The sequence below is a fragment of the Antribacter soli genome (assembly GCF_021568775.1).
GTDB lineage: Bacteria > Actinomycetota > Actinomycetes > Actinomycetales > Cellulomonadaceae > Antribacter > Antribacter soli.
Genome location: NZ_JAKGSG010000032.1, coordinates 1 through 11,414 on the forward strand (window position 1 = coordinate 1; position 11,414 = coordinate 11,414).

The 11,414-nt window shown below is 73.4% G+C and carries 12 protein-coding genes; 3 read left to right on the forward strand and 9 right to left on the reverse strand.

The window, feature by feature from the left end:
* Nucleotides 1-101 precede the first annotated feature (101 nt).
* The 8 genes from L1785_RS10995 to L1785_RS11030 are packed head-to-tail and all read right to left on the reverse strand — an operon-like array spanning nucleotide 102 to nucleotide 6,885.
* Complete coding sequence (locus L1785_RS10995) at nucleotides 102-443, reverse strand: metal-sulfur cluster assembly factor (RefSeq protein WP_236089309.1); 342 nt, start codon at nucleotides 441-443, stop codon at nucleotides 102-104.
* Nucleotides 444-448: 5 nt separating this feature from the next.
* On the reverse strand, nucleotides 449-949 hold the full coding sequence (gene sufU, locus L1785_RS11000) for a Fe-S cluster assembly sulfur transfer protein SufU (protein ID WP_236089310.1): 501 nt from the start codon (nucleotides 947-949) through the stop codon (nucleotides 449-451).
* 15 nt (nucleotides 950-964) lie between these two features.
* Nucleotides 965-2,332, reverse strand: a complete 1,368-nt coding sequence (locus L1785_RS11005; RefSeq protein ID WP_236089311.1) for a cysteine desulfurase — start codon at nucleotides 2,330-2,332, stop codon at nucleotides 965-967.
* A 9-nt stretch (nucleotides 2,333-2,341) separates the two neighbouring features.
* Complete coding sequence (gene sufC / locus L1785_RS11010) at nucleotides 2,342-3,109, reverse strand: Fe-S cluster assembly ATPase SufC (RefSeq protein WP_236089312.1); 768 nt, start codon at nucleotides 3,107-3,109, stop codon at nucleotides 2,342-2,344.
* A 26-nt stretch (nucleotides 3,110-3,135) separates the two neighbouring features.
* Nucleotides 3,136-3,483 (reverse strand): non-heme iron oxygenase ferredoxin subunit, encoded by a 348-nt coding sequence (locus L1785_RS11015; protein ID WP_236089313.1) that lies wholly within the window; start codon nucleotides 3,481-3,483, stop codon nucleotides 3,136-3,138.
* Nucleotides 3,480-4,706 carry a Fe-S cluster assembly protein SufD gene (gene sufD / locus L1785_RS11020; protein WP_236089314.1) on the reverse strand — a complete coding sequence of 409 codons (1,227 nt, stop codon included), beginning with the start codon at nucleotides 4,704-4,706 and terminating at the stop codon, nucleotides 3,480-3,482. The genes L1785_RS11015 and sufD overlap by 4 nt, the downstream gene beginning before the upstream one ends.
* A complete protein-coding gene (gene sufB / locus L1785_RS11025) occupies nucleotides 4,706-6,145 on the reverse strand; it encodes a Fe-S cluster assembly protein SufB (RefSeq protein WP_236089315.1) in 1,440 nt (479 codons plus the stop codon). Before sufB ends, sufD begins: the two co-directional genes overlap by 1 nt.
* A complete protein-coding gene (locus L1785_RS11030; protein ID WP_236089316.1) occupies nucleotides 6,142-6,885 on the reverse strand; it encodes a helix-turn-helix transcriptional regulator in 744 nt (247 codons plus the stop codon). The genes sufB and L1785_RS11030 overlap by 4 nt, the downstream gene beginning before the upstream one ends.
* Nucleotides 6,886-7,100: 215 nt before the next feature.
* Between L1785_RS11030 and L1785_RS11035 the strand changes: the two genes are divergently transcribed.
* The 3 genes from L1785_RS11035 to L1785_RS11045 all read left to right on the forward strand — a co-directional run bounded on the left by L1785_RS11035 (nucleotide 7,101) and on the right by L1785_RS11045 (nucleotide 10,054).
* The gene (locus tag L1785_RS11035; RefSeq protein WP_236089317.1) at nucleotides 7,101-8,147 is read left to right on the forward strand and encodes an ABC transporter ATP-binding protein; all 1,047 of its coding nucleotides are present in this window, start codon (nucleotides 7,101-7,103) and stop codon (nucleotides 8,145-8,147) included.
* Complete coding sequence (locus L1785_RS11040; protein WP_236089318.1) at nucleotides 8,144-8,980, forward strand: ABC transporter permease; 837 nt, start codon at nucleotides 8,144-8,146, stop codon at nucleotides 8,978-8,980. Before L1785_RS11035 ends, L1785_RS11040 begins: the two co-directional genes overlap by 4 nt.
* A gap of 75 nt (nucleotides 8,981-9,055) precedes the next feature.
* Nucleotides 9,056-10,054, forward strand: a complete 999-nt coding sequence (locus L1785_RS11045; protein WP_308113310.1) for a COX15/CtaA family protein — start codon at nucleotides 9,056-9,058, stop codon at nucleotides 10,052-10,054.
* Nucleotides 10,055-10,088: 34 nt separating this feature from the next.
* On the opposite strand, the gene L1785_RS11050 is transcribed toward L1785_RS11045, so the two are convergent.
* Nucleotides 10,089-11,267 (reverse strand): FAD-dependent monooxygenase, encoded by a 1,179-nt coding sequence (locus L1785_RS11050; protein WP_236089319.1) that lies wholly within the window; start codon nucleotides 11,265-11,267, stop codon nucleotides 10,089-10,091.
* Between the last annotated feature and the right edge of the window lie 147 nt (nucleotides 11,268-11,414).

Consider the following 11,414-nt stretch of genomic DNA (forward strand, 5'->3'; position numbering starts at 1 on the left):
CCGCGGGGGGGGGGCCCCCCCCCGCCCCCCCCCCGGGCCCCCCCCCCCCCCCCCCCCCGGGGGGGGGGGGGCGCCCCCCCCCACGTCTGTGCAACTCGCGACTAGACGTTGAACCCCAGCATCCGCAGCTGGTCCTTGCCGTCGTCCGTGATCTTCTCCGGCCCCCACGGCGGCATCCAGACCCAGTTGACCCGGAAGCCGTCGACGATGCCCTCGAGCGCGGTGGCGCTCTGGTCCTCGATGACGTCGGTCAGCGGGCAGGCCGCGGACGTGAGCGTCATGTCGATCGTCGCGTGGTTGTTCTGGTCGAGCTGGATCCCGTAGATGAGGCCCAGGTCGACGACGTTGATCCCGAGCTCGGGGTCGATCACGTCGCGCAGCGCCTCCTCGACGTCCGCGACGGTCGTGGGCGTGGGCCCGACGCCGGTAGTGGTCTCGGTCATGTCTGTCACCTCAGTCCGTCCGTCGACACCAGCGCGCCGCTGCGCACCAGCGAGTCCTTGAGCGCCGCCCAGCCGAGCAGCGCGCACTTGATCCGTGCGGGGTACTGCGAGACCCCGGTGAACGCGGTCGCGTCACCGAGCACGTCCTCGTCGTCGTCCCCGAGCCCGCGGCCCCTGGACGACATCAGGTCGTGGAACAGCGCGTCGAGCCGCGCCGCCTCCGTCAGGGACGCCCCGGTCACGAGCTCCGTCATCACCGACGTGGACGCCTGCGAGATGGAGCAGCCCTGGCCCTCCCAGGTCACGCTCTCCACCGTGCCGCCGATGCCCGCCGCACCCGGCGCCACCGCCACGCGCAGCGTCACCTCGTCGCCGCAGGTGGTGTTCACCTGGTGCGACTCCCCCTGGAGTAGATCGCCGGGCCCATGGTCGACGAGCCCCCGGCCGTGCGGGTGCTTGGCGTGGTCCAGGATCACCTGCTGGTACATCTGCTCGAGCGAGCTCACACGTCCTCCGAAAGTTCAGTTCACCGAGAAGAACGCGCGGACCCCCGCGAGCGCTTCCCGGAATGCGCCGACCTCGTCGGTCGTCGTGTAGACGGACGCGGACGCACGGGCGGTCGCCGCGATCCCGAACCGGCGGTGCAGCGGCTGCGCGCAGTGGTGGCCGACCCGCACGGCGATGCCGCGGTCGTCCAGTACCTGGCCGACGTCGTGCGCGTGGACGCCGTCCACGACGAACGAGACGACGGCGAGGCGGTCGGGAAGGCCGCCCGGCCCCACCCCGACGTTCGACGGCCCGATGACCCGCACGCCCGGGATCTCGCCGATCCGCAGCAGCTCCTCGGCCAGCAGGACCTCGTGCGCGGCGACGGCGCCCATCCCGAGCTCGCCCAGATAGTCCGCGGCGACGCCCAGTCCCACGGCCTGCGCGACCATCTGCGTGCCGGCCTCGAACCGCTGCGGCGGCGGTGCGTACGTCGTCGCCTCCATGGTGACGACCTCCACCATGGACCCGCCCGTGGTCACGGGCGGCATGGCCTCGAGCAGCTCGCGCCGCCCGTACAGCGCGCCGACGCCGGTCGGCCCGAGCATCTTGTGCCCGGAGAACGCCGCGAAGTCGACGCCGAGGGCGTGCAGGTCGACGGGCAGGTGCGGCACGGACTGGCAGGCGTCGAGCACGGTGAGCGCGCCGACCCGCCGGGCGGCGGCGACGAGCCGGGCCACCGGCGCGACGGCGCCCGTCACGTTCGACACGTGCCCGAACGCCAGCACGCGGGTCCGCTCCGTCACGATGCTGTCGAGGTCGGAGAGGTCGAGCCGCCCGTCGTCGCCCACCGGGATCCAGCGGAGCGTGGCGCCCGTCCGCGCGCACAGCTCCTGCCACGGCACCAGGTTCGCGTGGTGCTCCGCCTCGGTGACGACGATCTCGTCACCCGCGCCCAGCGCGAAGCGCCGCGCCTCGACGCCGCCCCGGCCGAGCGTCGCGTTCGACATCGCGTACGCCACGAGGTTGATCGCGGAGGTGGCCCCGGGGGTCCACACGATCTCCCCCGGGTCAGCCCCGACGAACGCCGCGAGCGAGGCACGGGCGTCCTCGAACGCGATCGTGGCCTCCTCCGCGAGCTGGTGCGCGCCGCGGTGCACGGCGGCGTTGCGCTGCTCGTAGAAGTCGACCTCGGTGTCGAGGACGACCTGCGGCTTCTGCGACGTGGCCGCGGAGTCGAGGTAGACGAGGGGTCGACCGCCCCGCACCGTGCGCCCGAGCAGCGGGAAGTCCGCGCGGACCGCGGCGAGCTCGGCCGCGCTCAGCTCGGCCCCGTGCCCGACGGCGGTCGGGTCACCCGGGCGTGCCGGGTCGCCCGGTCGCACGGTTGCGGTGGTGGTCATGATGTCTCCTCAGGCCATCGTGGCGCCGGTGCCCACGTACCGGTCGTAGCCCTCGTTCTCGAGGCGCTCGGCGAGCTCGGGGCCGCCCTCCTCGGCGATCTTGCCGTCGACGAAGACGTGCACGAAGTCCGGCTTGATGTAGCGCAGGATGCGCGTGTAGTGCGTGATGAGCAGCACGCCCACGTCGGTGTTCTCCTTCGCCCGGTTCACGCCCTCGGACACGACGCGCAGGGCGTCGACGTCAAGGCCGGAGTCGGTCTCGTCGAGGATCGCGAAGTGCGGCTTGAAGAGCTCGAGCTGGAGGATCTCGTGGCGCTTCTTCTCACCACCGGAGAAGCCCTCGTTCACGGAGCGCTCGGCGAAGGCGGCGTCGATGCGGAGGTTCTCCATCGCGCCCTTGACCTCCTTGCCCCAGGTACGCAGGGCGGGCGCCTGGCCCGTGATCGCAGTCTTGGCGGTGCGCAGGAAGTTCGCGACGGACACGCCAGGGACCTCGACCGGGTACTGCATGGCGAGGAAGAGGCCGGCACGGGCGCGCTCGTCGACGGTCATCGCGAGGACGTCCTCGCCGTCGAGCGTGACGGTGCCCGAGGTCACCTTGTACTTCGGGTGGCCGGCGAGGGCGGACGCGAGCGTGGACTTGCCGGAGCCGTTCGGGCCCATGATGGCGTGGGTCTCGCCGCTGTTGATCGTCAGGTCGACGCCCCGAAGGATCGGCTTGGCGCCTTCCTTGGTCTCGACGCTGACGTGCAGGTCGCGGATCTCGAGGGTGGACATTCTTGGTGACTCCAGGGATGAGAGGTTCAGGAAGAGGCCGGGACGTTGGCGTCGATGTCGACGAGCACTCGCTCGCCGTCGACGGTCACCGGGTAGACGGGCACGGGGCGCACCGCCGGGAGCTGGATGGGCTGGCCGGTACGGAGGTCGAACTGCGAGCCGTGCAGCCAGCACTCGACGAGGCAGCCCTCGACCTCACCGTCGGACAGCGAGACGGCGCCGTGGGAGCAGACGTCCGAGATGGCGTGCCAGTCGCCGTCGGCGTCGCGGACGACCGCGACCGGGACGGGCGCGCCGTCCGGACCGTCGAGCTCGACGAGCATCGTCTCCTCGGGCCCCAGGTCGGACGTCATGCAGACGAGCTGGGCAGTCACGCGACCGTCCCGAGGGCCGGGGCGCCGGTGATGACGCCCATCGACTTCTCGAGCTCGGCCTCGATGGACGCGAGCAGGCGCTCCTCGACGGAGGCGACGCCGATCTCGTGGATGAGCTCGGCGAAGAAGCCGCGCACGACGAGCCGGCGCGCCTCGGTCTCCGCGATGCCGCGTGACTGCAGGTAGAAGAGCTGCTCGTCGTCGAAGCGGCCGGTCGCGGACGCGTGGCCGGCGCCCTCGATCTCGCCCGTCTGGATCTCGAGGTTCGGCACGGAGTCCGCACGCGCGCCGTCGGACAGGACGAGGTTGCGGTTCAGCTCGTACGTGTCGGTACCTTCGGCGTTCGCCCGGATGAGCACGTCGCCCACCCACACGGTGTGCGCGCCCTGGCCCTGCAGCGCGCCCTTGTACGTGACGCGCGACCGGCACGACGGCACGGCGTGGTCCACGAACAGGCGGTGCTCCTGGTGCTGGTGCGCGTCGGCGAAGTACAGGCCGACCATCTCGACCTCGCCGCCCTCGGCGGTGAACTCGGCGTCGGGCGTGATGCGCACGACGTCGCCGCCGAACGTGACCACGACGTGCTTGAGCTTCGCGTCACGGCCGATGCGGGCACGGTGCGACGCGGCGTGCACCGCTCCTTCGGACCAGTCCTGGACCGTGACCACGGTCAGGTGCGCGCCGTCCTCGACGACGATCTCGACCGTCTCGGACACCGTCGCCACGCCGGCGTGGTCGAGGACGACCACGGCCTGCGAGTGCCGCTCGGCGCGCACGAGGACGTGCGCCGCGGTGGCCTCGGACGAGACGCCGTCGATCCGCACCGACGTCACGTCGGTGGCCACGGCCTCGACGGGGATCGTCACCACGGTGGCCTGCTCGAACGCGTTCCACGCCGACACCGCGGTGCGGTCGCCGGGCTTGCCGGCGGTGCCCAGGCGGGCGTCGTCGCGGGCCACGGTCTCGACCTTGACCTCGGGGGCGGGGATCACCGTGACGGTCACGCCGGCGCCGGACAGGTCGGCGTCGAACAGCGGCTGCAGCCGCGCGACGGGCGAGAACCGCCACTCCTCCTCGCGCCCCGTCGGGACGGGGATGTCCGCGAGGTCGAAGGACGTGAGGCGCTCCGCGCGCGATCCCTGCGGCACCGAACCGGCGCCGAACGCGTGGGAGTGGGCGCCGTCGGCGACGGCGCGCGAGTGATCGGTGGTAATCGACGCCATCAGCCGACGGACCCTTCCATCTGCAGCTCGATGAGGCGGTTGAGCTCGAGCGCGTACTCCATGGGCAGCTCGCGCGCGATGGGCTCGACGAACCCGCGCACGATCATGGCCATGGCCTCGGTCTCCACCATGCCCCGGGACATCAGGTAGAACAGCTGGTCCTCGCTCACCCGCGAGACCGTCGCCTCGTGCCCCATGGACACGTCGTCCTCGCGGACGTCGACGTACGGGTAGGTGTCGGACCGGGAGATCTGGTCGACGAGCAGCGCGTCGCACAGCACGTTCGAGGCCGAGTGCGCGGCGCCCTCGAGCACCTGCACCAGGCCGCGGTAGGACGTGCGGCCACCGCCGCGGGCCACGGACTTCGACACGATCGAGGACGACGTGTGCGGCGCGGCGTGCACCATCTTCGCGCCGGCGTCCTGGTGCTGGCCCTCGCCCGCGAAGGCGATGGACAGCGTCTCGCCGCGGGCGTGCTCGCCCAGCAGGTAGATCGCCGGGTACTTCATGGTGACCTTCGAGCCGATGTTGCCGTCGACCCACTCCATGGTGGCGCCCTCGGCGGCCGTGGCGCGCTTGGTCACCAGGTTGTACACGTTGTTCGACCAGTTCTGGATCGTCGTGTAGCGCACGCGGGCGTTCTTCTTCACGATGATCTCGACCACCGCGGAGTGCAGCGAGTCGGACGAGTAGATCGGCGCCGTGCAGCCCTCGACGTAGTGCACGTACGAGCCCTCGTCGGCGATGATCAGCGTCCGCTCGAACTGACCCATGTTCTCCGTGTTGATACGGAAGTAGGCCTGCAGCGGGATCTCGACGTGCACGCCCGGCGGCACGTAGACGAACGAGCCGCCCGACCACACGGCCGTGTTCAGCGCGGAGAACTTGTTGTCGCCGGCGGGGATGACGGTGCCGAAGTACTCCTGGAAGATCTCCGGGTACTCGCGCAGGCCCGTGTCGGTGTCGACAAAGATGACGCCCTGCGCCTCCAGGTCCTCGCGGATCTGGTGGTAGACGACCTCGGACTCGTACTGCGCTGCGACGCCCGCGACGAGGCGCTGCTTCTCCGCCTCCGGGATGCCGAGGCGGTCGTAGGTCGCCCGGATGTCCTCGGGCAGCTCCTCCCACGAGGTCGCCTGCTTCTCCGTGGACCGCACGAAGTACTTGATGTTGTCGAAGTCGATGCCCGACAGGTCCGCGCCGAAGCTCGGCATCGGCTTCTTGCCGAACAGGCGCAGGGCCTTGAGCCGCTGGTTCAGCATCCACTCGGGCTCGCTCTTCAGCGCCGAGATGTTGCGCACGACCGCCTCGGACAGGCCACGCTGCGCGGACATGCCCGCGGCGTCGCTGTCGTGCCAGCCGTACTCGTACGAGCCGATGCTCGCGATGATCTCCTCGTCGGAGCGCTGCTCAGGCGCCGCCTGGGTCTCTGCAGTCATCTCGTTCCTTCGGTGGGGGGCTTGAGTGGGATGTTCGTGGTGCAGGCGTGCGCGCCGCGCGCGATGGTGGCAAGGCGCTGCACGTGGGAGCCGAGGAGCCGGGAGAAGGCCTGGGCCTCGGCCTCGCACAGCTCGTTGAACTCCTCCGCGACGTGCTGCACGGGGCAGTGCCCCTGGCACAGCTGGACGGCGGGTGCGACCCCCGCGAGCGTCGACGGCGCGGGGACCGGCCGCGCGGAGGCGGCGTACCCGTCCGAGGACAGCAGCGCCGCGAGCTGCACGGCCCGGCCGGCGGGGTCGGTGGCGGTCAGGCGCGGCTCGTACCGGCGCACGACGGCGTCGTACCGCTCGCGCGCGAAGCCCGCGACGGCCTCGGGGCCGACCTCGTCGCGCAGGTAGCGCAGGACCTGGCCGGCGATCTCCTGGTAGCCGCCGGCCAGCTCGGACTGGCCGCCGGAGGTGACGACGTAGTGGCGCGCGGGCCGGCCGCGGCGCACGGGACCGGCCGCCGGGCCGCCCGCGGTGCCGTTCTCGTGGACGGAGATCTTGCCCTCATCCTCGAGCAGGCCGAGGTGGCGGCGCACCGCGGGGGCGGTCAGCCCCAGCTCGTGCGCCAGGTCCGCGGCCGTGACGGGCCCGTCGACGGCCACGAGCTGGAGCACCCGGCGGCGAGTCGTGCCGTCCGTCTCGGCGTACGCCGGAGCGTGGGCCGTCGTCGGCTCTGTCGTGGTCGTGCTCATCGGGTCACCTCCCTCGTGGCTGCCTGGCCGTCCCCGGGCAGCAGGGCAGCCGGGGAAGACATCTTCGCTTTAGGGAACATCCTTGTTCCCTAATTCAGGATGCGCAAGGAAGGCGAGCCTCAGTCGGGCCGATCCCGCACAAGATCACACTCGCCACGTCACGGTCCGGCCACCCGGGTCGGGAGGCCCCCCGCCGACCCACCTACGATGGTCGCGTGCCATCGTCCCTCGCGCCCGCCGGCGTGCCCGACGCGTCCACCGGCGTCCCGGCGGTGGAGATCCGCGGCCTCGTCAAGAGGTACGACGGGCGGGCGGTCGTCGACGGGCTCAGCCTCGTGGCCCGGCAGGGCGCCGTCACCGCCGTCCTGGGACCGAACGGCGCCGGCAAGACCACCACGGTCGAGTGCTGCGAGGGCCTGCGCACGCCCGACGCCGGGACCGTGCGGGTCCTCGGCCTCGACCCCGTCGCCGACGCGCGCGACCTGCGCCCTCGCGTCGGCGTCATGCTGCAGGACGGCGGCCTGCCGACCGGCGTGCGCGCGGGCGAGATGCTGCGCCACGTCGCCGCGATGTACGCCCGCCCGCGCGACGTGCGCGAGCTCGGCGAGCGCCTCGGCCTGGACGCGTTCGCCCGCACGACGGTGCGCCGCCTGTCCGGCGGGCAGCGCCAGCGGCTCGCGCTCGCGGCCGCGGTCGTGGGTCGCCCCGCGGTCGTCTTCCTCGACGAGCCGAGCGCCGGCATGGACCCGCAGAGCCGCCGCGCCGTCTGGGACCTGGTGCGCGAGCTGCGGGCCGACGGCGTCGGCGTCGTCCTCACCACGCACCTCATGGACGAGGCGCAGGACCTCGCCGACCAGGTCCACGTCGTGGACCACGGCCACGTCATCGCGTCGGGTACCGTCCGCGAGCTGCTCGCCGACCGGCCCGGGGCCTCCGGCACGGTCCGCGTCGAGGCCTCCCCCGGCCTCGACCTGCCCGCGCTCGTGCGGGCTCTCCCCCAGGCCCGCGAAGCGGCCCTCGTGACGCTGCCCGACGCCGGAGGCGGCCTCGGGACAGCGTCCGCGGCGGAGGCCGCCGGCCCGTGGGTCGTGGCCGAGGTGGAGCCGGGTGTTTACACCCTCACCGGGCCTGTGGACCCGCAGGCGCTCGCGGCAGTCACGGAGTGGCTCGCCGGGCAGGGCGTGCTCGCCCGCTCCCTGTCGACCGGGCAGCGCACGCTCGAGGACGTCTTCCTCGACCTCACAGGGAGGCACCTGCGATGACGTCCTCCGAGCGGGCTCCGACCACCGCGACCACCACTGGCGCCGACGCGGTGCACCCGGGCGGGCCGGCGTCGGGCGGCGACCGGAACCTGGCCTCGCCCGCATGGCGGCGCGTGGCCGCCCAGGCCTCGTTCGAGACCCGCGCGATCCTCCGCAACGGCGAGCAGCTCCTCGTGACGATCGTGCTGCCCGTCATGGTGCTGCTCGGGCTGGTCCGGACGTCGTTCCTCGACCTGGACACCGGCGGGTACGCCCGGGCCGACTTCGTCACTCCCGGCGTGCTCGCCGTGGCCGTCATGTCGACGGCGTTCACGTCGCAGGCCATCGCGACGGCGTTCGACCGCCGCAACGGCGTGCTGCGGCTGCTCGCGACGACGCCGCTCGGGCGGGGCGGGCTGCTCGCCGGCAAGGTGCTCGGGGTGCTCGCCGTCGAGGTGGTGCAGGTGGTCGTGATCGCGGGCGTGGCGCTCGCGCTCGGCTGGCGGCCCGACGTCGCCGGGATCCCCGCCGCGATCGGCGCCGTGCTGCTCGGCACCGCCGCGTTCACCGCGCTCGCGCTGCTGCTCGCGGGGACCCTGCGCGCCGAGGGCGTGCTCGCTGTCGCGAACCTGGTGCTGGTGCTGCTCCTCGTCGGTGGTGGCGTGCTCCTGCCCGCCGGGCAGCTCTCCGTGCCGCTCGCGCACGCGGCCGTCCTGCTGCCCTCCGGAGCCCTCGGCGAGGCGATGCGCGGCGCGCTCCTGGACGGGGCCGTTCCGCCGTTCTCCGTGGTCGTGCTGCTGGGCTGGACCGCGGCCCTGGGCTGGGGTGCGAGCCGCCTGTTCCGCTGGCACTGAGCCCGGGCGAGGATCACACCCGGTGACGCGCTCGCCCGGGGCGAGCGACCGGCGTCGGGCACTACCGTGGGTGGCGTGACCGTGCCGCACCGGGTGACCGACCCCGCCACCCCGCCCGCCGACCGCCCCGCCGCCCTGTGGCGCTCGACGCACGCGGTCCTCGCGTGGCTGCGCCGCCACTCGGTCCTCGTGCTCACGGCGAACCTCGTGGGGCAGATCGGGATCATCGTCACGGGCGGCGCCGTGCGGCTGACGCGGTCGGGCCTCGGCTGCTCCACGTGGCCCCAGTGCGAGCCCGGGCAGTTCACCGCCGCGATCCACCCCGAGACGAGCTACCACCAGTACATCGAGTTCGGGAACCGGACGCTCACGGGCGTGCTGTCCGTCGTGGCGATCCTCGTGCTCCTGGTCGTGCGGACCGCGCCGGGTCGCTCCCGGGCGTACCGGCTGCTGGGGCTCGTGCCGATCGTCGGCGTGGCGGCGCAGGCCGTCATCGGCGGCGTGATCGTGCTGCTCCACCTGCACCCGGGCTGGGTGTCGCTGCACTTCGCGGTCTCCGGCGCGCTCGTCGCGGCGTCGCTGTACCTGCTGCACCGGCACGGCGAGGGGGACGGTCCGCCGGTGTCCGTCGTCGGGCCACGCGTGCGGGCGCTGGCGTGGGCGCTGGCCGGGCTCACCGTGATGGTCGTGGTCCTCGGCGTCATCACGACGGGCGCGGGCCCGCACTCCGGCGACGAGACCGTCGGCTACCGCTTCACCGTCGACCCGGCGCTCGTCTCGAAGTGGCACGCGGCCGCGGTCTGGGCGTTCGTCGCGGTCCTGGCGGCATTCCTTTTCGTCGTGCACCGGTCGCCCGACGCCGGGGCTGCGGCCGGCCCCGCCGCGCCCGCCAGGGTCGCCGTCGTCCGGCGTGCCGCCTGGCTGCTGCTCGCGATCACGCTGCTGCAGGGCGTGATCGGCTACGTCCAGTACTTCACCGGTCTGCCGATCCTGCTGGTCGGCCTGCACATGCTGGGCGCGGCGCTGCTCATCGCGGGCACGACACGCGTGGTGCTGACGACCCGCGTGCGCTGAACGCTCAGGGCCTGAACGATCAGAGCCCGAACGCTCAGGGCGCCGCGGCCTCCGGCGGCGTCCAGCCCATCACCGCGTCGGCCCCGCGGGCGAGCGCGCCGGCGGGCGTGAGCCGCATCAGGCCGTTGCGCAGCCCCTGCCATCGCGGACCCAGGTGCGCCCCGAACCGGCCCGACCGGACCGATGCCCGGGCGATCGCGCGACACCGGGGCCGGCGGGCGGCGTCGAACGCCGACAGGGTGGCGAACAGGTCGCCGCCCGCCGCGACCGGTGCCCCGACCAGGCGGCCGACGCAGACGCCGTCCTCCAGCGCGGTCGCCGCGCCCTGCCCCATCGTGGGCAGGGTGGCGTGCGCGGCGTCACCGACCATGACGACCCGGCCGGTGGCGTACCGCGGCAGACCGCCCGGCAGGTAATGGACGTCGTGGCGCATCAGGGCGGCGGGCGGGGTCGCGCGGACCAGCTCCCGGACCGGGTCGGCCCACCCCGCGAAGCTGTCCCGGGCCGCGGCGAGCTCGTCGCCGAGGTCCGCCCGCTCGGGGAGCCGGACGTACCCGTACCAGTAGGTCTCGGCCTCGCCGGTCGGCATCACCCCGAACTCGGCGTGCGGCCCCCAGTACTGCGTCAGGAACGCGTCGGCGGCCGGTCGGGGGACGACCGCGCGCCAGCTCGAGTAGCCGCTGTACACGGGCCGGCTGTGGGGGAACAGCACGGCGCGGACCGCGCTGCGGACGCCGTCGGCGCCCACGACCAGGTCGGACTCCCACCGCGCGGCCCCTGCCTCCACCACCGCGGGCGCGCCGCCCGGTACGCCCTGCGCGACCGCAGTCACCCGCGTGCTCGCGACCAGCTCCACGCCCGCCGCGAGCGCCTTCTCCTGCAGCGCCGCGTGGAGCCGACGGCGGTGCACGCCACGCAGCGTCACCGCCCGGCGTACCCGCGGGTCGTCCGGGATCCGCAGGATCTCGCGCCCGCGCAGGTCCCACGTGCCACCGGCCCACGTCTCGGGGCCGAGCCGGGCGACGTCGTCGTCCCCGAACCCGAGCCCGCGGAACGCGGCGACGGCGTTGCGGGACATGGCGACCCCCGCGCCCACCTCGCCCAGCTCGCCAGACCGCTCCAGGACGGTGGTGCGCCAGCCCGCCTGGGCGAGCGAGATCGCCGAGGCGAGACCGGCGATCCCGCCGCCGACCACGGTCGCTGTGAGTTCCATGCCGCTCCTGTGTGGATCGATCCGCTGCCGGTCCCATCCTTACCCACCTGATGCCGGCAGGGCGTCACGGCACCGTGACTGCCGCGTGGCGGCGGACGGCCGACAGTGACAGTGCCGTGACAGTGCCGTGCAACCGGCGCCGCTCAG